This window comes from Bradyrhizobium sp. SPXBL-02, assembly GCF_051853065.1.
GTDB lineage: Bacteria > Pseudomonadota > Alphaproteobacteria > Rhizobiales > Xanthobacteraceae > Bradyrhizobium.
On the sequence record NZ_CP182474.1, the window covers coordinates 4,375,841 to 4,399,949 of the forward strand.

A 24,109-nucleotide genomic window follows, 5' to 3' on the forward strand; every position below is an offset into this window, starting at 1 on the left:
CAGCGACCAAAGCGCCGAACAAGCGGGCGCGGATGACCGCGACCTCAGTCCAGATGGAACTTGGCCAGCTCGCGATGCTCGGCCTTGATGTAGCGCACCGTGCCGGTGACGGAGCGCATCACGACCGTCTCGGTCTCGATCACGCCGTCCTTGCGGAATTTGACGCCCGACAGCAGCGAGCCCGTGGTGACGCCGGTGGCGGCGAACAGGCAGTCGCCGCGTGCCATGTCCTCGATGCCGTAGATCATCTTGGGATCGTTGACGCCCATCTTGGCGGCGCGCTCGCGCTTCTCGTCGGAGTCGAGGATCAGGCGGCACTGCATCTGGCCGCCGATGCAGCGCAGCGCCACGGCGGCGAGCACGCCTTCCGGTGCACCGCCGGTGCCGAGATACATGTCGACGCCGGTGTTGTCGGGGTCGGCGCAGTGGATGACGCCGGCGACGTCGCCGTCGGTGATCAGGCGCACGGCAGCGCCGGTCGAGCGCACGCTCGAAATGATGTCGGCGTGGCGCGGACGGTCGAGCACCAGGACCGTGATGCCTTCAGGCTTGACGCCCTTGGCCTTGGCGAGGCGGCGGACGTTATCGGCCGGCGAGGCATCGAGATCGACGACGCCCTTGTCGTAACCGGGGCCGATCGCGAGCTTCTGCATGTAGACGTCGGGCGCATGCAGCAGCGTGCCGCCGTCGGCCATCGCCATGGTGGCGATCGAGCCCGGCATGTTCTTGGCGCACAGCGTGGTGCCTTCGAGCGGGTCGACCGCGATATCGACCTCGGGACCTGCCTTGAGGCCGACCTGCTCGCCGATGTACAGCATCGGCGCCTCGTCGCGCTCGCCCTCGCCGATCACGATGGTGCCCTGAATCGGCAGCTTGTTGAGCTCGCGCCGCATGGCGTCGACCGCAGCCTGGTCGGCCGCTTTCTCGTTGCCGTGGCCGCGCAACCGCGCCGACGACACCGCCGCCCGCTCCGTCACCCGCACGATCTCCAGCGTCAGAATGCGCTCGAGCAAGGCGTGCGGGGGGACTTCAATATGGGTCGACATCGGCTCACTCCTTCGAAACGTTTGGGACGGAAATCTCCGTCCGCATCAACTCGCAACACCCACAGTTCGTTCGAACCGTGCTCTATGGTTTGAGCATGCTCTTGCCGGAAAACCGCGTCACACTTTTCCGGAGCATGCTCAGTTCTTCTCAATCCTGATGACCTGCGGACGCCCGCTGATCACCTTGTCCTTCTGCACGGCAGCGAGCGCACGGCGCACGGCGTCCTCATGCGTCGCATAAGTGATCAGGATGACGGGCACGGGGACCGCCTTGCCGTCAGCGGGTGCTGCGCCGCCATTGGGATGACGCTGCACGATCGACTCGATCGAAATCTTCTGCTCCGCGAGCCGCGTCGCGATCGCGGCCGCAGTGCCGGGGAAATCGCGCGCGAGCAGGCGGATGTAATAGCCGCCCTCGTGGCGCTCCATCGGCGCCTTCTTGGTGTCGCGCAGCTGCGCGATCGGCCGGCCGAACGGATTGGCGCGGATGCCGCGCGCGACGTCGGCGATGTCGGCGACGACGGCGGATGCGGTCGCGGCACCGCCGGCGCCGGGGCCGACCAGCGTGATCGGCGGAATGCCCTCGCCATCGATCGTGACCGCATTGGTGACACCCATCACCTGCGCGATCGAGGAGGATTTCGGCACCATGGTCGGATGCACGCGCTGCTCGATGCCCTTGGCGGTGCGAACGGCAACGCCGAGCAGCTTGACGCGGTAACCGAGATCGGCGGCGGCGCGAAGATCTTCCGGCGCGATGGATGAGATGCCTTCGACATACACGGCGCTTTGAGCAACTTTCGTGCCGAAAGCGAGGCTGGCGAGAATGGCGAGCTTCTGCGCGGTATCGTGGCCGTCGACATCGAAGGACGGGTTGGCCTCGGCATAGCCGAGCCGCTGCGCGTCCTTGAGGCATTCGGCGAAGGACAGGCCCTCCTGCTCCATCCGGGTCAGGATGTAATTGCAGGTGCCGTTGAGGATGCCGTAGACGCGGTTGACGCCGGTTCCGGCAAGACCTTCGCGCAACGTCTTGATGACGGGGATCGCGGCGCCGACGGCTGCCTCGAAATTCAGCGCACCGCCGTGCTTTTCAGCCGCCTTGGCGAGCTTGAGGCCGTGCTTGGCGAGCAGCGCCTTGTTGGCTGTGACGACCGACTTGCCGGCACTGAGCGCAGCGTCCACCGCCGACAGCGCCGGATCGCCGGCGCCGCCCATCAGCTCGACGAAGCAATCGACCTCCGGATGCGTGGCGAGCGCCATCGGATCCTTGGCCCAGTCGACGCCGCGCAGGTCGATGCCGCGCTTCTTCGCCTTCGAACGCGCGGTGACGGCGACGACGCGGATGCCGCGGCCGCTGCGGCCCGCCAGCACGCGCGCTTGCGTTTCGATCAAGCGGACAACTTCGGCACCCACGGTGCCGAGCCCCGCTATGCCCACTTTCAGGGGTGCGACCATGATACTTCAGAAAACCTGCAGAAGAGAATTAACGCCGATTGGCGAGCGGAACGACGTTGTGCAACGTTTCGATCCCGCTTTCAAGGAAGCGGCGCACGCCGCGCGCGGCCTGCCTGATCCGTTGCTCGTTTTCCACCATGGCGATGCGGACATATCCTTCACCATGCTCGCCGAAGCCGACGCCGGGCGACACCGCGACTCCGGATTTCTCCACCATCAGGGTGGCGAACTGCATGCTGCCGATGCTGCGGAAGGCTTCCGGCAGCGGCACCCAGGCGAACATCGAGGCTTCCGGCGGCGGGATGTCCCAGCCGGCGCGGCCGAACGATTCCACCAGCGCGTCGCGACGCTTGCGGTAGGTGTCGCGCATCTCCTTGATGCAATCGTCCGGGCCGTTCAGCGCCGCGGTCGCCGCGACCTGCACCGGCGTGAACGCGCCGTAATCGAGGTAGGATTTGACGCGGGCGAGCGCAGCGATCACGCGTTCATTGCCGACCGCAAAGCCCATGCGCCAGCCGGCCATCGAATAGGTCTTCGACATCGAGGTGAACTCGACGGTGCAGTCCATCGCGCCCGGCACCTGCAGCACCGAGGGCGGCGGGTTGCTCTCGTCGAAATAGACCTCGGCATAAGCGAGATCGGACAGGATCAGGATCTCATGCTTCTTGGCGAAGGCGACGAGGTCCTTGTAGAAGTCCAGGCTCGCGACATAGGCGGTCGGGTTCGAGGGATAGCAGACGACGAGCGCGAGCGGCTTGGGGATCGAATGCACGATCGCGCGCTCCGCCGCCTCGAAGAATTGCGGCGTCGGCTCCGACGGCACCGAGCGGATCACGCCGCCCGCCATCAAGAAGCCGAAGGCGTGAATCGGATAGCTCGGGTTCGGACAGAGGATGACGTCGCCGGGCGCGGTGATCGCCTGCGCCACGTTGGCAAAACCTTCCTTCGAACCCAGCGTCGCCACCACCTGGGTGTCGGGGTTCAGCTTCACGCCGAAGCGGCGGGCGTAATAGGCGGCCTGGGCCCGGCGCAGTCCGGGGATGCCGCGCGAGGCGGAGTAGCGGTCGGTGCGCGGCTTGCCCAGCGTCTCCTTCAGCTTCTCCAGCACGTGCGCCGGCGCCGGCAGGTCCGGATTGCCCATGCCGAGGTCGATGATGTCGGCGCCGGCATTCCGCGCAGCCGCCTTGGCCCGGTTGACCTGCTCGAACACGTACGGCGGAAGGCGGCGAATGCGGTAAAATTCTTCCATGGCTCTCTGGGCTCCGGGCAACCGGTCAGGACAGAATCGACAGGCCGCGAGGGCCATTCCAAAAGCCCTCAGGTCTCATCGCGAAAATTACTCAAAATCAAATACTTAGAGCAATCGTCGGCGACGAAGACTGAAGTCGTTCGCCCTGACTCTTGGCTGAACCGAGGTCTTTTAGCACGGCAACACGGACGCGCCAGCGATTACCTTGCCGGTCTCGCTGTCACGGGCCTATTTGCCGTCCTTGGCGGCAGCGGCCTGGCGGTCGCGCGCGGCGGCGAGCTCGGCTTCGATCTTGGCGCGCTGCTCCAGCGGGATGATCGCCTGATCGCGATCCGGCGGCAGATCGTGCACCGGCAGATAGGTCCCGGGCTCCCTGGCACGCGGCGGCGCATCCGCAGGCGCCAGATCCGCGAACTGGCTCGAACACCCGCCCAAGGCGAGCGCCGCGATCAGCACCGCGCCGCAAATCGGCAGCGTCTTTTGCAGGTCCCATACCGCCAACACTTGGGAAATCCCCTACTCGTCCCAAAGCACGGCCCCGGGCAAGCTTACCCAAGACCGCGCCCAAGCTCAAACCATTGCTGCCCAAAATGGTAGGAGCGAGAAAACAGCCGATGCCCAACAAACCGAGACGTGCGGCCCGATTGTGACGGAACCAAGAAGATTTGTCGCAGTGCAACACATCTTCGAGAGTGTTTAACGTCAAACATGCGAGCTTCGCGGTGACGAATACGGAATGAATCGTTACTGTTCTGCTCATGAGTATGGCCACGACCGATACGCCGAAACCCGAGACGAAGTTCGATGCCGAAGCCTTCGCGATGAACGTCGCGCGGGCGATGGAGAGCGGCGGCAAGGCGCTCGCCGCCTACCTCAAGCCGCGCGAGAGCGGCGAGGTGCAGGACCGCCCGCCGCCCGAGCTCACGGAGATGGTCAAGACCTTCACCGCGGTCGCCGAATACTGGCTGTCGGACTCCTCGCGCTCGTCCGATCTGCAGACCAAGCTCGCCAAGGACTATCTCGACCTCTGGGGCTCGGCGGCGCGCCGCCTGGCCGGCCAGGATGCCGAGCCCGCGATCGCTCCTTCGCCGCGCGACAAGCGCTTCGCCGATCCGGAGTGGAAGTCGAACCAGTTCTTCGACTTCGTCATGCAGCTCTATCTGCTCACGACCAAATGGGCGCAGGAGCTGGTGCGCGACGCCGAAGGGCTCGATCCGAACACGCGCCGCAAGGCCGACTTCTACGTCCAGCAGGTCACCAACGCGCTCTCGCCATCGAACTTCGTGCTGACCAATCCCGAGGTGCTGCGCGAGACGGTGGCGTCCAGCGGCGAGAACCTCGCGCGCGGCCTGAAGATGCTGGCCGAGGACATCGCCGCCGGCAAGGGCATGCTGAAGATCCGCCAGTCCAACCCGGACAATCTCGTCGTCGGCGTCAACATGGCGACGACGCCGGGCAAGGTGATCTACCAGAACGAGATGATGCAGCTGATCCAGTATTCGCCGACGACGGAGAAGGTGCTGCGCACCCCGCTCCTGATCGTGCCGCCCTGGATCAACAAATTCTACATCCTCGATCTCAAGCCGGAGAAATCCTACATCAAGTGGTGCGTCGACCAGGGCATCACCGTGTTCGTGGTCTCGTGGGTCAATCCCGACAAGCGGCTCGGCACCAAGGGCTGGGAAGACTACATGAAGGAAGGCCCGCTCACGGCGATGGACGTGATCGAGAAGGTCACCGGCGAGATGAAGGTCCACACCGCCGGCTATTGCGTCGGCGGCACGATGCTCGCGACCACGCTGGCCTGGCTTGCCGAGAAGCGCCGCCAGCGCGTGAGTTCGGCGACGTTCTTCGCGGCGCAAGTCGACTTCACCCATGCGGGTGACCTCCTCGTGTTCGTCGACGAGGAGCAGATCGCAGCGCTCGAGCACGACATGAAGACGGCCGGCGTGCTCGAAGGCTCGAAGATGGCGATGGCCTTCAACATGCTGCGCTCCAACGACCTGATCTGGTCCTATGTGGTCAGCAATTATCTGAAGGGCCAGCAGCCGAGCGCGTTCGACCTGTTGCACTGGAACTCCGATGCGACACGGATGACCCAGGCCAACCATTCCTATTACCTGCGCAATTGCTACCTCGAGAACCGGCTCTCCACCGGCACGATGGTGCTCGAGAACACCCTGCTCGATCTCTCCAAGGTCAAGGTGCCCGTCTACAACCTCGCCACCCGCGAGGACCACATCGCGCCCGCTGAATCGGTGCTGTACGGCTCGCAGTTCTTCGGCGGCCCCGTGAAATACGTGCTGTCCGGCTCGGGCCACATCGCGGGCGTGGTCAATCCGCCTGCCGCGAACAAGTACCAATATTGGACCAACGACAACATCAAGAACGTCAACGTCGCGCAGTGGATGAAGGGCGCCGTGGAGCACAAGGGCTCGTGGTGGCCGGACTGGCGCCAATGGCTGGGCGAGCTCGATCCCGAGGAGGTCCCGGCGCGCGCGGTCGGCAGCGAAGCTTTCCCGCCGATCGAGGACGCGCCCGGCAGCTATGTCAGAGTTCGCGCGTAGCGGAATCCGGCGCGCTTTCGTATAGACTTTTCCTCAATCCAGCGACGACACAGGGGACCGGCACTATGACACGCGAATTGTTCTGGCTGACACTGACGGTGATCCTGACGGGGGTTTTGTGGATTCCCTACATCATCAACCGCTGCCAGGTTCGCGGGTTGAGCGGTGCCATGGCCAACCCCTCGCGGGGCGACAAGCCGCAGGCGGAATGGGCGAACCGGCTGATGTTCGCGCATGACAACGCGGTCGAGAACCTCATTATCTTCGCCCCGCTGGTGCTGATCCTGAACGCGATCGACTATTCCACGAAATGGACGGTGCTCGCCTGCGCCGTCTATTTCTGGTCGCGCGTCGCGCACACCATCGTCTATGCGCTCGGAATTCCGGTGTTCCGTACCCTCGCCTTCACCGTCGGCTTCCTCGCCCAGGCCGTGCTGGCGCTGGCGATCTTCGGATTGGTTTGAAGCGGCAGGCTTGCGCCGAAGTCACGCTTTCGCAGCCGCAACCAGCGGTTGGATGACCGATAGACTGTTGCCGAAGGATGACAGTCCGGAAGAATCGGCAACGGCCCGCTCTGCCAATGCACTGGCTCGTTCTTCCACAGCTATATTTACCCATCGCAATTAATTGATTCGGGGCAGACATGAATTGGAAGATTGCATCCGCGCTCGGCGCGCTCTCGCTCGCAGCCATCACGACGCAGGCCGGTGCCGCCGATCTCGCCGCCCGCCCCTACACCAAGGCGCCGCCGATGATCGCCGCGATCTATGACTGGAGCGGCTTCTACATCGGCGCCAATGGCGGATACGGTACGTCGCGCAAGTGCTGGGACCAGATCGCCGGCTTCGGCCCAGGCGTTGCCGAAGGGTGCCATGATGCGACCGGCGCGGTGGCCGGCGGCCAGGTGGGCTATCGCTGGCAGAGCAGTGCCTTCGTGTTTGGTCTCGAAGCGCAGGGCGACTGGGCCGATCTCTATGGCCGGAATGCCAGCGCCATTCTCGGGGTCGAGAACCGCACCCGGATCGAGGCTTTCGGCCTGTTCACCGGCCAGGTCGGCTACGCCTGGAACAGCGCGCTGCTCTATGTGAAGGGCGGCGCCGCCGTCACCAGCGATCGCTACCGGGGCGCCGGCACGGGCGGTCTGGCCGGAGCCGAGTTCGACCGTGCCAACGAGACTCGTTGGGGCGCCGCGGTCGGCGTCGGCTTCGAGTACGGCTTTGCCCCGAACTGGTCGGTCGGCCTCGAATACGACCATCTGTTCATGGGCCGGCGCGACGTCACGCTGACCTCCACCGGCGCGCTGGCGCCTGCCGGCACGTTCTCGCGCACCGATCGGATCGGTCAGGACGTCGATCTGATCACCGCCCGCATCAACTACCGGTTCGGCGGGCCGCTCGTCGCGAAGTACTGAGCTTGTCGTGTTATGGGTCCCGGCTCTGCGGAGCAGCGCTAAGCGCTGCACCGCGTCCGGGACACGAGACTGCCCTACTCCTCCGGCAGTCCCAGCATCAGCCGCATGTTCTGCACGGCTGCACCGGATGCGCCCTTGCCGAGATTGTCGAGCCGGGCGACCAGTAGCGCCTGGTGATATTTGTCGCTGGCGAAGACGTAGAGCTCGAGCATGTTGGTCTCGTTGAGCGCCTCCGGCTCGAGCCGGCCGCCCTTGCTCGCCTCGCTCTGCAGCGGCATCACCTTGACGTATTTCGAGCCGGCGTAACGCTTTGCCAGCGCCGCCTGCAGGTCGGCGCCGCCAGGCTTGCCCGGCAGCGTGTCGAGCTGGAGCGGCACCGAGACCAGCATGCCCTGTCGATAGTTGCCGACCGAGGGGATGAAGATCGGCCGCCGCGTCAGGTTCGAATAGAGCTGCATCTCCGGCAGATGCTTGTGCTCGAAGCCGAGGCCGTAGAGCTCGAAGGACGGCGCGCTGCCATCCTCGAAGCTTGCGATCATCGACTTGCCGCCGCCGGAATAGCCGCTCACCGCGTTGACGGTGACGGGATAATCCGATGGCAGCAGGCCAGCATCGACGATCGGCCGCAACAGCGCGATCGCGCCGGTCGGATAGCAGCCGGGATTGGAGACCTTCTTGGCGGCCTTGATCTTGCCGGCCTGGTCCGGCGTCAGCTCCGGAAAGCCGTAAGCCCAGTCCGGCGCGACCCGGTAGGCGGTCGAGGCATCCAGCACCTTCGGCCCTTGAGTGCCCATGCTGTCGACCAGGGCAACGGTTTCCTTGGCGGCGTCGTCGGGCAGGCAGAGGATGACGAGATCCACCTCCTCCATCAGTGCCTTCTTGGCGGCCGGATCCTTGCGCTTGTCGTCGGCGATGGTCTTGACCGCAACGTCGCTCTGGAGCTTCAACCGCTCGTTGATGCCGAGCCCGGTGGTGCCGGAGCCGCCGTCGACGAAGACGGTGGCGGGCTTCTTGGCCGCGCCGGTGATCGGGGCTTTCGTGGTTTCGGTGAGGCTCATGGAACGCTCCTTTCGAGCTCGTTGGTCTCGGCCGCAAAGGCTTCCGGCCTCACGTCCTGCATCAGTTGCGCGATTTTCCTGGCGTCGGCCGCGGGCTGCGCGCCGAGCGCATTGGCGATCGCCGTATAGTCGGCGTCGGACTTGTGCTGGTTGAGCTTGAAGCTGCCCTCGACCTCTTCAACCGTCATGACCAGACCCACGATTCCCTTCTTCATCGCTTCCAGCCGGCCCGCCGTCATCTTGTCCGAGGTCCATGGCTTCTTCGGCAGCAGCCAATTCTCGAACTTGTCGCTGAGCGTGTCGACCTGCACCGCGAGCTCCTCATCCGACAACGGCCGTACTGGACCGCTCAGATGCACCGATTGGTAGAGCCAGGTCGGAACCTGATCCGGCGAGACGTACCAGTCCGGCGATACATAGGCATCGGGGCCGTTGACCGCGAGCAGCCACGACGCATCGCCGCCCGCCTGCTTTAGCAGCGCATTGTGACGGGCGAGATGAAACGCGGCCTGCGGCGTGCCGTCTGCGGCATAGGTCAAATAGAACGGCAATGGCGAGGCGATCGGCTTCCTGCCGTCGAACGCGCACATGGTGCCGAAGCCGCGCTCCTCGGCGAATTTCAAACTCGCGGCGCGGTCCTGCTTGAAAAAGGGTGGCGTGTACATCGTGGTCTCCTGCTGGGCCTCCTCGGGGGAGCCGCCGGATCAGATCGCGCTGACAGGAGAGAGGATGCCGCGGATCGGGTCCAGCGGCAAAGACGATGATCTCAAACGCGATCGACCGCCCAAACCGCTAAGCTGCGGCGGCGGCGGCGAGCGAACATGATGGTCGCGGCGTTGATCATGGCGCGCGGCTATAAGGCCTGCGGGTTCCAGGGTCAAGTCCAAATCTCGCGGGATGCCGGGGTCGACCGCCACAATGCCGCACTGGTGACGGCACGTTGCCGCACTGGGGGACGGGACGGCACGTTGCCGCACGGATGTCATCGGCTTGCAGCGGAATTTCCCTTAAGCGTGGGTGTTCCCGAGAATGACCGGCGGGCCACAACCTCGCCGGGTCCTCCCTTTCGCAACCCAGCCTCAGGACATCGTCATGACCGAGATCACACGTCGCGCTACGCTGGCCGGTGCCGCCGCCTCGGCGCTCCTGCCCTTCGTGAAGACCTCTCCCGCGAGCGCCGCCGCGCCCCCGGCCGAAAAGCAGAATGCGAGCTTTTATCGCTACAATGTCGGCACCCATCAGGTCACGGTGGTCTGCGACGGCGTTGCCACCGTCAATTTGACCGACAATTACGCGGCCGGTGCCAGCAAGGACGACATCAACAAGGTCTTCGCCGAACATCACCTGCCGACCGACAAGGTCACCCACACATTCAACCCCGTGGTCGTCAACACCGGACCGAAGCTCGTCGTCATCGACACCGGTCTTGGGCCCGACCAGTTCGCGCAGACCAAGGGCAAGGTCGGCCAGTTCCACAACAACCTGGCAGCCGCAAGCATCGACCGCGCGGCGATCGACACCGTCATCATCTCCCACTTCCATGGCGACCACATCAACGGCCTGCTGGCAGCCGAGAACAAGCCCGCCTTCCCCAATGCCGAGATCATGGTGCCGGCGGCGGAATGGAAGTTCTGGATGGACGACGGCGAGATGAGCAAGGGAATGGGCAATCCGATCCTCGAGAACAATTTCAAGAACATCCGCCGCGTGTTCGATGCGCTCGGTCGCAAGGTGACGCAATACGAGGCCGGCAAGGAGGTCGCGCCCGGTATCACCTCGGTGGCTAGCCCCGGCCACACGCCGGGCCACAATTCCTTTGTCGTCGCCTCCGGCGCCGAGAAGGTGCTTGTACAGGTGGATATCACCGCGGGCGCAGCGTTCCTGTTCGTGAAGCATCCCGAATGGAACATCGCATCCGATGTCGACAAACCGCTGGCACAGCAGACGCGGCGCAAGCTCTACGACATGGCGATTGCCGAGAAGATGCCGATCCAGGCCTTCCACGCCGCCTTCCCCGGTCTCGTCCGGGTCGAGAAGGAAAAGGACGGCTCCGGCTATCGCTGGATCCCCGCGATCTGGAACGCAACGCTGTAGGCTTGGCCTGACGCCCTGACCGGGCGGCCCGGTTGCCCGGTCAGATCACCCGCCAGATCCATTCCATGATCTTGGCGAGCACGTCGCCGAACAGCAGCAGCACGGCCGACCAGATCAGGGCCGAGACGAAATTGGCGGCCTGAAAGCTCCAATAGGGCATCTCGAAAATGCCGGCCGCGAGCGGCACGGAGGCGCGCAAGGGGCCGAAGAAGCGGCCGATGAAGATGCTGGGGATGCCCCAGCTGCGCACGAAGGCCTCACCTCGGGGCAGGAGTTCCGGATAGCGCGAGAGCGGCCACATCTGGGCAACCCTCTCCTTGTAGCGGTAGCCGAACCAGTAGGAGACCCAGTCGCCCAGCGCCGCGCCGAGGCCGCCGGCGATCCAGATCGGGTAGAAGCTGATGCCGCTCGCCCCGATCAGTGCACCGATGGCCACCAGCGCACCCCAGGCCGGGACCAGAAGCGAGATGAACGCGAGCGACTCGCCGAACGCCAGCAGGAACACGATTGGCGCCGCCCAGGCCTGGTGAACGCGCACGAAGTCAGCCAGGGCGTGCGCAAATTGCTCCATCCAAAAAAGCCTTCCCGCCCCGTCTCAAGGTGCTGCTCGATGAAAAGGACTGGTAAGCCAAGGACTTGTGTGACATCAAGTCACAAAACCCGACATGACTAAGGCGGGAACGTCAAATTGCCGGGAAATGGCGGGCCGGCGGCGTAAAATCGCCGGGATTGGCTCCCAACCCACAGCGCGCGGCCCGCCCTCCGGTAACCTTTCCAGGAGAGAAGTGGCATAGTCGGCCTAACCGATTCGCCGCTTCCGCGGCCCTCAAAACGTATCAAGATTCATGTCCAAGCAATTGAAGCCCAAAGCAAAAGATGACTTTTTCGGCGGTGACGAGCCGAAGCCCCGCGCCGCCAAGGCGGCGCCGCGCGGAAGCGGCGGGGAAGCCGATTACACGGCAGCCGACATCGAAGTGCTCGAAGGGCTGGAACCGGTGCGGCGCCGGCCCGGCATGTATATCGGCGGCACCGACGAGAAGGCGCTGCATCACTTGTTCGCCGAGGTCATCGACAACTCGATGGACGAGGCGCTGGCCGGACACGCAACCTTCATCGGAGTCGAGCTCAGCGCAGACGGGTTCCTGACCGTGACCGACAACGGCCGCGGCATCCCGGTCGACCCGCATCCGAAATTCCCAAAGAAGTCGGCGCTCGAAGTCATCATGTGCACGCTGCATTCGGGCGGCAAGTTCGACAGCAAGGTCTACGAGACCTCGGGCGGCCTGCACGGCGTCGGCATCTCGGTGGTGAACGCCCTCTCCTCCCGTCTCGAGGTCGAGGTCGCGCGCAGCCAGAAGCTGTACCGCATGACGTTCGAGCGCGGTCACCCCAAGGGCAAGCTCGAGGATCTCGGCAAGATCAACAACCGCCGCGGCACGCGCGTGCGCTTCAAGCCCGACACCGACATCTTCGGTGCCAAGGCCGCGTTCAAGCCGCAGCGGCTGTTCAAGATGACGCGCTCGAAGGCCTATCTGTTCGGCGGCGTCGAGATCCGCTGGAACTGCGCGCCGGAGCTGCTCAAGGGCGTCGAGGACGTGCCGGCGGAGGCGACCTTCCACTTCCCCGGCGGCCTCAAGGATTATCTCGCGGCCGCGATCCACGCCGACACGCTGGTGCATCCCGACATCTTCTCCGGCAAGTCGGGGCGCAACGGCGCGCACGGCGCCTGCGAATGGGCGGTGGCCTGGACCGCTGATGCCGACGGCTTCCTCTCGTCCTACACCAACACCGTGCCGACGCCCGACGGCGGCACGCACGAATCCGGCCTGCGCAGCGCGCTGCTGCGCGGCCTGAAGGATCACGCCGAGCGCGTCGGCCAAGGCAAGCGCGCGGCCTCCGTCACCTCGGAAGACGTGATGGTGGGCGCCGCCGTGATGCTCTCGGTGTTCGTGCGCGAGCCCGAATTCCAGGGCCAGACCAAGGATCGCCTCGCCACCGCCGAAGCGCAGCGCATCGTCGAGCAGGCGATGAAGGATCCGTTCGACCATTGGCTGTCGGGCAATCCGAACATGGCCAACCGGCTGCTCGATTTCGTCATCGACCGCGCCGAGGAGCGCCTGCGGCGGCGGCAGGAGAAAGAGACCGCGCGGAAAACCGCCGGCAAGAAGCTGCGCCTGCCCGGCAAGCTCGCCGACTGCACCGATGCCGGCACCGACGGCTCCGAGCTCTTCATCGTCGAGGGCGACTCGGCAGGCGGCAGCGCCAAGCAGGCGCGCGACCGCAAGACGCAAGCGGTGCTGCCGCTGCGCGGCAAGATCCTCAACGTCGCTTCCGCCGGCAAGGACAAGCTGACGGCGAACGCGCAGCTCTCGGATCTCGTGCAGGCGATCGGCTGCGGTACGCTCGCGCAATATCGCGAAGAGGATCTGCGCTATCAGCGCATCATCATCATGACCGACGCCGACGTCGATGGCGCCCACATCGCCTCGCTCCTGATCACCTTCTTCTACCGCCAGATGCCGCGCCTGATCGACGAAGGCCACCTCTTCCTCGCAGTGCCGCCGCTCTACAAGCTGACCCACGGCTCGAAGTCGGTCTACGCCCGCGACGACGCCCACAAGGAGGCGCTGCTCAAGAGCGCGTTCAACGCCAACGCCAAGGTCGAGGTGAACCGCTTCAAAGGTCTCGGCGAGATGATGCCGGCGCAGCTCAAGGAGACCACCATGGACCCGGCCAAGCGGACGCTGCTCAAGGTGGTGCTGCTGGCCGACGACCGCGACACCACGGCGGATTCGGTCGAGCGGCTGATGGGCACCAAGGCCGAGGCGCGCTTTGCCTTCATCTCGGACAAGGCCGAGTTTGCCAGCGACGAGCTGCTGGACGTCTGAGGCGGCAACCCAACCGGCCATACGCCAATCACAGCCCCGGTCCTAAGCCGGGGCTGTGTCGTTTGAGGAGCGGGTGCCCGATCCGGCCGGCTTTCCGGGTGGACTGCCGGTATTTCGTTGATTCCCGGATCGTCTCAAGGCGACTCGGCCAGCGACTCAACGGATGCCGCGACCGAGGCATGTTTGCCTCCATTTCGGACAAAGCCGAATTTGCTAACGAGACGTTACCAAAATCGAAACGCCGGAATTCGCTCAAGTTATTGAAATGCAATCGATATTACAGATTCCCGCGACAACGCCGCAAATACCTCCGCACCGGCGTTTTCCGGCGACTGTGCCTGCCCTGCAACAGCATTTCGGCGAGAACCGTCTATAGTTCGGGCATCAGATGACACGGACTTCAGTGCGCTCGCGCCGACAAGGTTTGGGGATTTTAACATGAAGAAGATTTTGCTCGCTCTGACCGCGGTCGCGGCGATGACCGGTTCGGCCTCGGCTGCCGACTTGGCTGCCCGTCCCTACGCGAAGGCCCCGATGCCGGCGCCCGTCGCCAACTGGACCGGCTTCTACGTCTTCGGCGGCGGCGGCGGCGGTCTCTCGAATGCTGACCAGAGCGTTGTCGATACCGGCACGGGTACCCCGCTGACGATCACTCAGCGCCAGGGCGGCTCGGGCTGGTTCGGCACGGTTGGCGCCGGCTACGACTGGCAGTTCAGCGGCACTTGGGTCGCTGGTGTGTTCGCCGACGGTCAGTTCGGCAGCATCCGCGCCACCATCCAGGATCCGACCCTCGGCATCACTGGCAACCAGAAGCTGGAAACCTCCTGGGCTGCGGGTGTTCGCCTCGGTTGGCTGGTCGCCCCGAACGTTTTGTCCTACGTCAACGGCGGTTACTCCGGCGCTCATTTCGGCCAGACCAACTTCACGACGCTGGGCGGCACTCCCGTGGGCGTCCATCTCAGCAGCTACGATCGGCATGGCTGGTTCGTGGGTGGCGGCGTCGAGAACAGCCTGAACATCTTCGGCATCACGTCGCCCGGCTGGTTCATGAAGACCGAGTATCGTTCGGCCTTCTACAATGCCAAGACTCAGGACGAACTGTTCGACGTCAGCAACCTTCCGGTCGGCAACAGCATCCGCGCCAACAGCTGGAACCAGACGATCTCGACCTCGCTGGTCTACCGCTTCAACTGGACCGGTCCGGTCGTCGCGAAGTACTGATCTGATCTCACGATCAAGCGTCAAAGCCCCGGCATCGCCGGGGCTTTTTCGTTTGAGGTTCTATCGTCCGACACTGTTGAGCGCTTCATATGCGCCGGCGAGCCGGGCGCCCCCTGGACGATCTTGCGCATCGACATGCGTCCTCCGCGCGGCCTTGCGGCCACCGCCCATTGTATCCGCACCAGAGCTACGGCTAGTCTGGCGCCAAGTTTTCGTGGCTGCGGCATTCATTGAATGCCGTGGACCGCGACAGAAGCGGACCGATGGGAGGAAGGCATGCGCAGATTTCTGCTGGTGGCAGGCCTGTTTGCCACCGCTCTCGGGCTGCTCTGGATCGGACAGGGCACCGGCACGGTTCCGTGGCCCCGATCGAGCTTCATGGTCGACCAGCTGCAATGGGCCGGCTATGGCGCAGCCATGGCCGGGTTCGGTCTGGTGCTGATCTGGCAGAGCAACCAATAAAGAAACCAGGGAATACAAGCATGACATCCAGCCGGTTCGATCTCCGCGGCAAGGTCGCGATCGTCACGGGAGGCAATGGCGGCATCGGGCTCGGCATGGCGCGGGGCCTTGCCGATGCCGGCGCCGATATCGCCGTGGTCGGACGCAACGAGACCAAGTCCGCGGCCGCCGTGGCCGATCTCAGGCAGCGCGGCGTGAAGGCGATCGCCGTCGCCACCGACGTCACCGACAAGGCGGCGGTCGCCTCCATGATCGAGCGCGTCGTCAAGGAGCTCGGCCGCATCGACGTCCTCGTCAACAATGCCGGCATGAGCATCCGCAAACCGCCGCACGAGCTCGAGCTCGACGAGTGGAACAAGGTGATCGACACCAACCTCACCAGCGCCTTCGTGTGCTCGAAGCTGGCCTATCCCGCGCTGAAGGCGTCCGGCAACGGCAAGGTGATCAACATCGGCTCGATGATGTCTATCTTCGGCGCGAGCTTCGCGACCGCCTATGCGGCCAGCAAGGGCGGCATCGTGCAGTACACCCGCGCCTGCGCCAATGCCTGGGCGCCCGACAACATCCAGGTCAACGCCATCCTGCCGGGCTGGATCGACACCGATCTCACCCGCGGCGCACGGCAGCAGGTCTCGGGGCTGCACGAGCGCGTGCTGGCGCGCACGCCCGCGGGCCGCTGGGGCGACATCGACGACTTCGCCGGCATCGCCGTGTTCCTGGCATCGCCCGCGTCGAATTTCGTCACGGGCACGGCGATCCCGGTCGACGGCGGATTTTCGGTGATGGCCTGAGGCCCGCCCGCCCGCCCGCCGAGAGCGCAAAAAAAGAAGCCCCGGACAAGGCCGGGGCTTTTAATTGAGGCAGTGCTTTTCTTGATCGTTGGTCGCGTTGCGTCGACGTGCTCAGTAGCGGGCGATGGTGGGGGCATCGAACTTGTAGCTCGCGCGCACGACGGCCCACTGAATGTCCCGCGGCTTGGCATCGAAGGTGTAGCTGCCGCCGGTGCCGCCGAGCTGATAGGTCTGGCTGCCGAAGGCCGCGTAATTGTATTCGAGGCCGACGATCCAGTTGCGGGTGACGCCGTATTCCCATCCAGCGCCGACGGTCCAGCCGTTGGCCCAGTGGGTCTGACCGCCGGAGCCCGTCGCCGGAGCGACCGTGTCGGCGACCGAGAGGCGGTTGTTCACACCGGCATAGCCGCCCTTGATGTAGAAGAGGTTGTTCTGCACGGCGAAGCCCGCACGGCCCACGACGGTCGCGAGCACGTTGGCGCGCCAGGAGAACACGTCATCCCCGGCACCAAACGCGGTGTTCGTGAACGAGCCCTTGTTGTCGAGGCCGGAGATCGTGCCTTCCACGCCGAACACATAGTTGTTGGCCTGCCAGTTGTAGCCGATCTGGGCGCCGCCCATGAGGCCAGAACCACGCTGCCGATAGCCCTGGCCCGGAGCGAGATCGCCGAACGCCGTCGTGTTGCCGCTGTTGATGAACTGTTCGTTGGTCCATGCGCCACCGATGTGGCCGCCGACATAGAAGCCGGTCCAGTTGAACAGCGGCTCGACGTAAGCGGGCGCCTTCGTGTAGCGCGCACCGAGATCGGCGGCGGAAGCAGCACCCGTCGAAACCAGAGCGGTCGTGCAGGCGAAGGCGGCAATCAATTTATTACGCATGGTACACCCCGTGTCCTTGATGGGCGCACGGTCACAGACGGCCCTTACTAAAATTGAAATCAACACGGTTAACGTGGCGGTTGAACGTGCACCGTGGCGTCAATCCGGTAGCGCTGTTGCAGGCGCGCAACGCGCCGCGCGCGATTTCACGCAACGTTATCCCTACCGAAGTCCTACGCTAAAATACCGGTGCGGCCCGCGATTGCACGTGCTCCGGCCGCACGCCGAGCGCGATCAGGCGCGCCGGAATGCCCTGCAGCCATGGCAGCGCGGTGATGAGGCGCACGACCAGCGGCACCTTCAGCGGGCCGCCGCCGCCCTGCAACGCGCCGCTGATGATGTTGTTCTGCACGACCACCTGCATGCGCTGCGTCATCTTCACCGGGAACTCGCGACGGCGCCTGATGGCATCGAGCTCGTGCTCGGACGGGCAGCCATGCTGCAGCTTGTCCGCCAGGATGTTCGCGGTCGCAACCGCATCCTGCACGGCCAGATTGACGCCGACGCCGCCGACTGGCGACATCGCATGCGCGGCGTCGCCAATGCACAAAAGGCCAGGCTGCGTCCAACGCGCCAGACGGTTGATCGCGACGGTGAGCAGCTTGACGTCGTCGAATCTCTTCACCTCGGCGATGCCGGAGCGGAGGATCGGCGCCATCCGCACGACGTCGTCGAGCAGCGCCGGCAGCCCCCTCGCCTTCACCGCCTCGTACTGCCCCTTGGCGATGACATAGGCGCATTGCCAGTAATCGCCGCGGTCGAAGGTGATCATCATCTTGCCGGGCTCGACCCGCGCGAACACGTTCTCGGTCTCGTCGGGCCTGCGGCCGGCCCGGAACCAGAGCACATCCATCGGCGCGCCGATCTCCTCGATCTCAAGCCCAGCGCGCTCACGCACCGTCGAATGCCGGCCGTCGCAGGCGATGGTGAGATCGGCTTCGATGTCGATGATGCCGTCGGGCGTCTTCGCCCGCACGCCGGCGATCGTCTCGCCACGGCGGATCAGATCGATCGCCTCCGTGCTCATCATCACCTCGAGGGAAGCAAAGCGCCGGCCGGCCTCGCGCAGAAAATTCAAGAAGTCCCATTGCGGCATGAAGGCGATGAAGGGGTATTTGGTATTGAGCCGGCTGAGATCGGCAATGCGCACCGGCGTGCCGCCGAACAGGCCGTCCATCTTCTGCAGGCGCTGGTGCGGCAGCTTCAGGAAGTCGTCGATCAGGCCGAGTTCGTCCATCACCTGAAGCGTCGAGGGATGCACGGTGTCGCCGCGGAAGTCGCGGAAGAAATCCGCATGCTTCTCCAGCACCACGACGTCGATGCCGGCGCGGCCCAGGAGATAGCCGAGCATCATGCCGGCAGGTCCGCCGCCGACGATGCAGCAGCGGACTTTCATGGTCCGCTTTGCCTGTTGATCGGATGTCATTGCCGCCGCGATCTAGCTATCGATAAAGAAATACCTGACGATACTAGCGCGATTCACGGCGAGACGGTCTCAATTTGCAGCGACAGCCCGCGCGGGCCGTTCGCAGCATACAAGGCCCGCAGGAGCGCGGGCCTTTGCTTGATGCGGGGATGACTATTTCTGGTCTTCGTTGCTGGTCCCGGACCCCGGACTGCCGATCGGCATGCCATTGGGCGCATGACCGACGCCGGAGTTTCGCTCGGCCTGGGCGGCAGCAGGCGACTTACCGTTCGCGGTCGGTGGCTGAACATTCGGATTGTTCGGGCTGTTGTTGGTCTTGACGTTCGCTCCGGTGGTGGTTCCCTGGGTCCCCATTCCGGACGGAGCCGACGGTCCCGAATTGGCGCTGCTGGACGACGTGCCCGTTCCGGCACCTGAGCTTGCCGCAGATCCCGCGCTGGCACCACTGGCACCGCCCGCACCACCGCCGCCACCTCCGCCTTGAGCAAGGGCGGTCGTCGAGACTGCAGCACAAGCGATCATCACGAGAATGGATTTGCGGATCATGGATCGTCTCCCTGGTTTGGCAGACAATCCGAGTCAGCAGGAGTAGTTCCTTCCGAGAGAAACGACGTTCGCTTGCCTCAGGGCTTTTGCGACTTCCGTTCCCACGGGCGCTTGCCGTCAGCGTCGCGATCCCAGGGTCGGGTGATCGGAGCGACCCTCTCTTCTTCAGCGGCTTTCGCACGATCCGCTTGGACGCGTTCGCGGTCGGTGAGTGGCGGCGCGCCGGGGGTCGCAGTCGTTTGGGCCAGAACCGGAAGCGTCGTAAGGAACGCTGCGATGATGAATTTTGTCATCCCCGGCTCTAGCACTTTCACCTTGACCTGTCCGATTTAACTTCGTTCACGCCGTAAGGTGATCCTGTCACAATCCGCCGGCCGAACAGCGCATCAATTGTTGCTCCGGTTCGCGCTCCTGAAGCTCTTGATCTCCGAGACGCTGCCGTCGCGATAGGTCAGCTCGACCGAGACGGATTTCGTGCTTGGCGCGAGCTTCATGTAGAGCGGCATGCCGGCGCTGACCGCGCTGGGGTCGCGCATGTCGCAGGGCGGCATCTTCAGCACCTGGTTGGGCACGGCGGTGTCGATGCCGATGCGCACCTCGCGGATGGCGCAGCGATAGGAGACGAGATGGGTGTAATAGACGAGCAGTCCGTTGAACTCGCGGAACGACAGCCAGCTCGTCGAGGTCATGTCGAGGATCTTGCGCTGGTCGCGGATCAGTGCGGCCTCGGGATCGAACCTGATCGGGAATGGGCCCTGCATGTCGCCGGACTGGTCGACGTAGCGGACCTCAATGGTGCCGGCCTGCGCATCCGGCGGCAGCTCGATCGACGGGTTCGGCATCCGCTTACGCGTGCGCGGATCGAGCGTGTCGATGAAGCCGGTCTCGCGGAAATCGCCCGCGCCGGCCATGCGCCAGGAAATGCCGAGCGTCGGATCGGCGAAAGAGAACGTCACGCTCCAGCCGCCATTGTGCCGCGAGAAGCTCGCGATCGGCGCGTTGAGGGTCTCCTCCTTGGGCATCTTCGGCACCGACACCGGCGGCAGCGCCGCGAGCTTCTGCGGCGGCGGATCGTCCGAACGCGCGACGGCGTCCTTGGCAAGGCCGCTGAGGAAGACATCGTCGACCATCTGGTCGAAATACACAGGCACCTGCCTGTGCTTCACGGTATCGGCCATCTCGCTGACGGCACGGCGGGTCCGCTGCGCCACCTGCACCAGGTTCTCGCCGGGCTTGAGCAGCTCCTTGGCGAAAGTTCGCGTGAACACCGAATTCGGATTGGCGTCGTCATTGGAGAGCCGATCGAGCGCGGTCTGGCGGGGACCCGCGGAGAACACCGAGAACACGCCCTCGGGCAGCTGCGTCATCGGCGCGAGCCCGCCGCCGCCGGCGACCGCGCGGGTGCCCTTGCGCTCGAACGGATTGTTGCGGCAGGCATCGAACACCAGGATCGAGGTCCGTGCCTTCTTGTTCTGAAGCCGCTCGACGATGCGGTCGGCCAGGATCGAGGCGTCGCGCACCAGCTCTTCCTGCCCTTCGGTCGCCGCCGGCACGTCGGTCGGCAGCAGATAGTTCTGGCCGGCGATCTCGAAGCCGTGGCCGGCATAGAAGAAGAACGCGGTGTCGCCGGGCTCGATCGCCTTGTCGAAGGCGAGCAGCGTCTCGGAGAATTGCTGCCGGCTCTGGTTCTCGGCGACCATCACCGAGAAGCCGAGCTGCTTCAGCGTGTCGCCCATGGTGCGGGCATCGTTGACGGCCTTGAGCAGCTTCGGCACGTTCTTGTAGTCGTTGTTGCCGACGACGAGCGCGACGCGCTTCTCGGCACAGGCGGGCGCGGCGAAGCCGCTCAGGCTTGCTGCGAGGCCAAGGGCCGCCAGAATTCTGAAAAGCCGACGCGTCATCGCAAAATTCCTGCTGTAGAACCGGCCCTGCCGCCGATCTTCGAACGGCAGTTCATGGGACCCCCCGCCGCTGTGTGATAGTCGGCCGAGACCAGACCACGGTTCAAGGGACCTGGGGCACCGGTTGCGCGATCCGGCTATGGCCGATTTCGCTGGAATCTGTTTCTTTTTGGATAATTTCGCCGCAAGCGAGGGACTGCCGTGTTGCACTGGTGTACGGACGAGGTCGACCCGAAGGATCGGTTCGACTATTGGCGCGAGGTGCGCGCCAGGGGATTGTTCGGCGTCACCGCCGAACTCGCGCGCGAACGGCGCGCGGACTTTTTCGGCGAATTCTCGCTGCGTCGGCTGGGCGGCGCCGGCCTCGTCGAGCTGAAAGCCTCGCCCTACGCGGTCGAGCGCAGCGCGTCGGACATCGCCTACGCCCCGGGCGAGGCGATCTGCGTCTACCAGCAGCTCGGCAGCGGTGGCTGGTTCGGCGGCATGCGCACGAGCGATTTTGCGATTGCCAATGGCAGCTTCGCCACCAGCCATACCGACCTGCCCTACCGCACCGCGCCGCTGGGCACCGGGGGGTTCCACCTGCGGATCCTCAAGATCCCCGTGAGCAGCATTCCGGTGCAGGACAAGCGCATGCGCGAGCTTGCGCCCAGGACCTTCAACGATCCGGCCCTGGCATCCCTGCTCGCGGCCTGCTTTGCCGATCTGGGCGAGATCGCCGCGGACGATGCGGCCTCTGCCGTCCAGACCTCCTTGGTCCAGGCTTTGGCCCATCTGGCGCTGATCGAGCGCGGCGTCGTGCGGCCCGGCAGCCGCCGGGGACAGGAGGCACTGCGGACCGCCCGCCTCTCGCAAGCCCGGCGGCTGATCGTGCGCCACCTTGAGGACCCCAATCTGGCGCCGGCCATGGTGGCCGACCAGCTCGGCGTCTCCGTGCGTCACCTGCACATGCTGTTCGAGATGGCGGAGAAGAGCTTTTCCCAGACGGTGACCGACGAGCGCCTGAATCAGAGCCGCCGCCTCCTGCGCGAGGCGCCGGAGCGGCTGATCGCCGACATCGCGGCCTCGTGCGGCTTCGAAAGCCTCGCGACCTATTACCGGGTGTTCAACGCCGCCTATGGCATGGCTCCTGGCGACTTCCGGGCCAAGGGGACTGACAAGGGCACGGACGGGCGTTAGCTGCCGTCTTGGGCGCGGGCGGGCGGGCTGAGGTCCTCGGGGGAAAACCCGAGCCGCGCCCGTGATTTGGGCAAAAACCTCAGGTTTTTTAGGCTCTTCCCGCGCCCGCTCCATTGACTTTGGCCAATTCCCGCCTATGTTCCGGGGCGACGCGGCTCAGATCGAAGAGCGATTCCTGAGCCTTGCGCTTTGTCCGCGTGAGTCAGCACCCCCAGCTTCTTTGAGAGCGCGCCGTTTCGGGGTGGAACGCGACAGCCTTATTACCCTCGATTCCGAACGGCGGTTTCGACCAGAGGCTCAATGTCCTTTTCAGATCTCGGACTGTCCGAAAAAGTCCTCGCCGCAGTGGCGGCCACCGGTTACACCACCCCCACCCCCATTCAGGAACAGGCGATCCCCCACGTCCTCGCACGCAAGGACGTGCTTGGCATCGCCCAGACCGGCACCGGCAAGACCGCGGCATTCGTGCTGCCGATGCTCACCATCCTCGAAAAGGGCCGCGCCCGGGCGCGCATGCCGCGCACGCTGATCCTCGAGCCGACCCGCGAGCTGGCGGCCCAGGTGAAGGAAAACTTCGACCGCTACGGCGCCGGCCAGAAACTCAACGTCGCCCTCCTGATCGGCGGCGTCTCGTTCGGCGACCAGGATGCCAAGCTGATGCGCGGCGTCGACGTGCTGATCGCCACCCCGGGCCGCCTGCTCGACCATACCGAGCGCGGCGGCCTCCTGCTCACCGGCGTCGAATTGCTCGTCATCGACGAAGCCGACCGCATGCTGGACATGGGCTTCATCCCCGACATCGAGCGCATCTGCAAGCTCGTCCCCTTCACCCGGCAGACCCTGTTCTTCACCGCGACCATGCCGCCGGAAATCCGGCGCATCACCGAGGCCTTCCTGCACAATCCGCAGAAGGTCGAGGTCTCCAGGCCCGCCACGACCGCCGTCACCGTGACGCAGGCCCAAGTGCCCGCCGGCCGCGAGGCGCACGAGAAGCGCGAATTGCTCCGCCGCCTGCTGCGCGAGGCGAAAGACCTCAAGAACGCGATCATCTTCTGCAATCGCAAGCGCGAGGTCGCGATCGTTCACAAATCGCTGCAGAAGCACGGCTTCAGCGTCGGCGCCCTGCACGGCGACATGGACCAGCCGGCCCGCATGGCGGCACTCGACCAGTTCCGCAAGGGTGAGCTGCCCCTCCTCGTCGCCTCCGACGTCGCCGCCCGCGGCCTCGATATTCCCGAGGTCAGCCATGTCTTCAATTTCGACGTTCCCCACCACGCCGACGACTACGTCCACCGCATCGGCCGCACCGGCCGCGCCGGCCGAACCGGCACCGCGATCTCGATCGTGACACCGCTCGACCAGAAATCGATGGCGGCGATCGAGAAGCTGATCGGCCAGAGCATTCCGCGCGCCGAAGGCGACTATGACGTCCTCGCCGAAGCGGGCGAACAAGGCGAGCGTCCGCGCGAACAGCGCGGCCGCGAGCGTTCACGCGGCGGACGCGGCAAGCCGCAGCGCGGCGAGCGGCGCGGTCATGACCGCGAACGCGGCCACGAGCCGCGCGAGGCACGTGGCGAGGCCCGGCCGGCTCCCGAGGCGAGGCCCGCACACGAGGCACGGCCTTCGCGCGAAGCCAGGCAACCATCCGAGCCGCGCAATGGTGCGCGCCCGCAAGCGAATTCGTCGCATGTGCCCTCGATCGGCCGTCCCGAGCCGCGCCGCCAGCGCGAGGTCGATACCGAGCCGGGCGATCACTCGCATCTGCCGGCTTTTCTGCTACGGCCGGTCCGCTCCCCCGCCGGCGCCTGACGCGCGCCGGTACTACCTGACTTCGGTTGAAAATCCTCGCTTTGCAATTATCTGGATGCGCCCGTGAACGTATATTTACGGGGTGTTCACAATCGTCCGTTAGCCTACGAACATAATTTAAGCATTG

Annotated in this window: 22 protein-coding genes; 10 read left to right on the plus strand and 12 right to left on the minus strand. The window is 65.0% G+C overall.

Going from position 1 to position 24,109, the window contains the following annotated elements:
* Positions 1-44 precede the first annotated feature (44 nt).
* From glpX to ACNJYD_RS20490, 4 genes are all read right to left on the minus strand, one after another.
* Positions 45-1,046, minus strand: coding sequence for a class II fructose-bisphosphatase (gene glpX, locus ACNJYD_RS20475; protein WP_172789145.1), 1,002 nt, complete (start codon positions 1,044-1,046; stop codon positions 45-47).
* 138 nt (positions 1,047-1,184) lie between these two features.
* The gene (locus tag ACNJYD_RS20480; protein ID WP_172789144.1) at positions 1,185-2,501 is read right to left on the minus strand and encodes a homoserine dehydrogenase; all 1,317 of its coding nucleotides are present in this window, start codon (positions 2,499-2,501) and stop codon (positions 1,185-1,187) included.
* Positions 2,502-2,529: 28 nt separating this feature from the next.
* Entirely contained in the window at positions 2,530-3,750 is a 1,221-nt protein-coding gene (locus ACNJYD_RS20485) for an LL-diaminopimelate aminotransferase (RefSeq protein ID WP_172789143.1), read from the minus strand.
* Between the two features lie 228 nt (positions 3,751-3,978).
* Positions 3,979-4,254, minus strand: a complete 276-nt coding sequence (locus ACNJYD_RS20490) for a hypothetical protein (RefSeq protein WP_172789142.1) — start codon at positions 4,252-4,254, stop codon at positions 3,979-3,981.
* Positions 4,255-4,508: 254 nt separating this feature from the next.
* Between ACNJYD_RS20490 and ACNJYD_RS20495 the strand changes: the two genes are divergently transcribed.
* From ACNJYD_RS20495 to ACNJYD_RS20505, 3 genes are all read left to right on the plus strand, one after another.
* A complete protein-coding gene (locus ACNJYD_RS20495) occupies positions 4,509-6,317 on the plus strand; it encodes a PHA/PHB synthase family protein (RefSeq protein WP_439363152.1) in 1,809 nt (602 codons plus the stop codon).
* Positions 6,318-6,382: 65 nt separating this feature from the next.
* Positions 6,383-6,781, plus strand: a complete 399-nt coding sequence (locus tag ACNJYD_RS20500; RefSeq protein WP_172789140.1) for an MAPEG family protein — start codon at positions 6,383-6,385, stop codon at positions 6,779-6,781.
* A gap of 179 nt (positions 6,782-6,960) precedes the next feature.
* On the plus strand, positions 6,961-7,728 hold the full coding sequence (locus ACNJYD_RS20505; RefSeq protein ID WP_172789138.1) for an outer membrane protein: 768 nt from the start codon (positions 6,961-6,963) through the stop codon (positions 7,726-7,728).
* A 74-nt stretch (positions 7,729-7,802) separates the two neighbouring features.
* Here ACNJYD_RS20505 and argC read toward each other — a convergent pair whose 3' ends face one another.
* Both argC and ACNJYD_RS20515 read right to left on the minus strand, forming a co-directional pair.
* Positions 7,803-8,786, minus strand: a complete 984-nt coding sequence (argC, locus tag ACNJYD_RS20510; RefSeq protein ID WP_212258605.1) for an N-acetyl-gamma-glutamyl-phosphate reductase — start codon at positions 8,784-8,786, stop codon at positions 7,803-7,805.
* Positions 8,783-9,451 carry an FMN-binding negative transcriptional regulator gene (locus ACNJYD_RS20515; RefSeq protein ID WP_439363153.1) on the minus strand — a complete coding sequence of 223 codons (669 nt, stop codon included), beginning with the start codon at positions 9,449-9,451 and terminating at the stop codon, positions 8,783-8,785. The genes argC and ACNJYD_RS20515 overlap by 4 nt, the downstream gene beginning before the upstream one ends.
* A 427-nt stretch (positions 9,452-9,878) precedes the next feature.
* Between ACNJYD_RS20515 and ACNJYD_RS20520 the strand changes: the two genes are divergently transcribed.
* Complete coding sequence (locus ACNJYD_RS20520) at positions 9,879-10,880, plus strand: MBL fold metallo-hydrolase (RefSeq protein WP_212258602.1); 1,002 nt, start codon at positions 9,879-9,881, stop codon at positions 10,878-10,880.
* Between the two features lie 40 nt (positions 10,881-10,920).
* Here ACNJYD_RS20520 and ACNJYD_RS20525 read toward each other — a convergent pair whose 3' ends face one another.
* Positions 10,921-11,451 (minus strand): DedA family protein, encoded by a 531-nt coding sequence (locus ACNJYD_RS20525; RefSeq protein ID WP_172789134.1) that lies wholly within the window; start codon positions 11,449-11,451, stop codon positions 10,921-10,923.
* A gap of 274 nt (positions 11,452-11,725) precedes the next feature.
* On the opposite strand from ACNJYD_RS20525, the gene parE reads away from it, so the two are divergent.
* The 4 genes from parE to ACNJYD_RS20545 all read left to right on the plus strand — a co-directional run bounded on the left by parE (position 11,726) and on the right by ACNJYD_RS20545 (position 16,242).
* Positions 11,726-13,768: a DNA topoisomerase IV subunit B gene (gene parE / locus ACNJYD_RS20530; protein ID WP_260383545.1), complete on the plus strand. Its 2,043-nt coding sequence runs from the start codon at positions 11,726-11,728 to the stop codon at positions 13,766-13,768.
* A gap of 438 nt (positions 13,769-14,206) precedes the next feature.
* Positions 14,207-14,989 (plus strand): outer membrane protein, encoded by a 783-nt coding sequence (locus ACNJYD_RS20535; protein WP_172789132.1) that lies wholly within the window; start codon positions 14,207-14,209, stop codon positions 14,987-14,989.
* Positions 14,990-15,265: 276 nt separating this feature from the next.
* On the plus strand, positions 15,266-15,451 hold the full coding sequence (locus ACNJYD_RS20540) for a hypothetical protein (protein WP_172789131.1): 186 nt from the start codon (positions 15,266-15,268) through the stop codon (positions 15,449-15,451).
* 20 nt (positions 15,452-15,471) lie between these two features.
* Positions 15,472-16,242, plus strand: coding sequence for an SDR family NAD(P)-dependent oxidoreductase (locus tag ACNJYD_RS20545; protein WP_212258597.1), 771 nt, complete (start codon positions 15,472-15,474; stop codon positions 16,240-16,242).
* Between the two features lie 111 nt (positions 16,243-16,353).
* On the opposite strand, the gene ACNJYD_RS20550 is transcribed toward ACNJYD_RS20545, so the two are convergent.
* The 5 genes from ACNJYD_RS20550 to ACNJYD_RS20570 form a co-directional block, all read right to left on the minus strand.
* A complete protein-coding gene (locus tag ACNJYD_RS20550) occupies positions 16,354-17,121 on the minus strand; it encodes an outer membrane protein (protein ID WP_212258596.1) in 768 nt (255 codons plus the stop codon).
* A gap of 178 nt (positions 17,122-17,299) precedes the next feature.
* Positions 17,300-18,547, minus strand: coding sequence for an FAD-dependent oxidoreductase (locus ACNJYD_RS20555; protein ID WP_439363154.1), 1,248 nt, complete (start codon positions 18,545-18,547; stop codon positions 17,300-17,302).
* 153 nt (positions 18,548-18,700) lie between these two features.
* Positions 18,701-19,093 carry a hypothetical protein gene (locus ACNJYD_RS20560; protein WP_439363155.1) on the minus strand — a complete coding sequence of 131 codons (393 nt, stop codon included), beginning with the start codon at positions 19,091-19,093 and terminating at the stop codon, positions 18,701-18,703.
* A 77-nt stretch (positions 19,094-19,170) separates the two neighbouring features.
* Positions 19,171-19,386 (minus strand): hypothetical protein, encoded by a 216-nt coding sequence (locus tag ACNJYD_RS20565; protein ID WP_439363156.1) that lies wholly within the window; start codon positions 19,384-19,386, stop codon positions 19,171-19,173.
* Positions 19,387-19,479: 93 nt separating this feature from the next.
* Positions 19,480-20,994 carry a caspase family protein gene (locus tag ACNJYD_RS20570; RefSeq protein WP_439363157.1) on the minus strand — a complete coding sequence of 505 codons (1,515 nt, stop codon included), beginning with the start codon at positions 20,992-20,994 and terminating at the stop codon, positions 19,480-19,482.
* A 201-nt stretch (positions 20,995-21,195) separates the two neighbouring features.
* On the opposite strand from ACNJYD_RS20570, the gene ACNJYD_RS20575 reads away from it, so the two are divergent.
* Both ACNJYD_RS20575 and ACNJYD_RS20580 read left to right on the plus strand, forming a co-directional pair.
* Complete coding sequence (locus tag ACNJYD_RS20575; RefSeq protein WP_439363158.1) at positions 21,196-22,173, plus strand: helix-turn-helix transcriptional regulator; 978 nt, start codon at positions 21,196-21,198, stop codon at positions 22,171-22,173.
* Positions 22,174-22,473: 300 nt separating this feature from the next.
* The gene (locus tag ACNJYD_RS20580; protein ID WP_439363159.1) at positions 22,474-23,982 is read left to right on the plus strand and encodes a DEAD/DEAH box helicase; all 1,509 of its coding nucleotides are present in this window, start codon (positions 22,474-22,476) and stop codon (positions 23,980-23,982) included.
* The last annotated feature ends 127 nt before the right edge of the window (positions 23,983-24,109 follow it).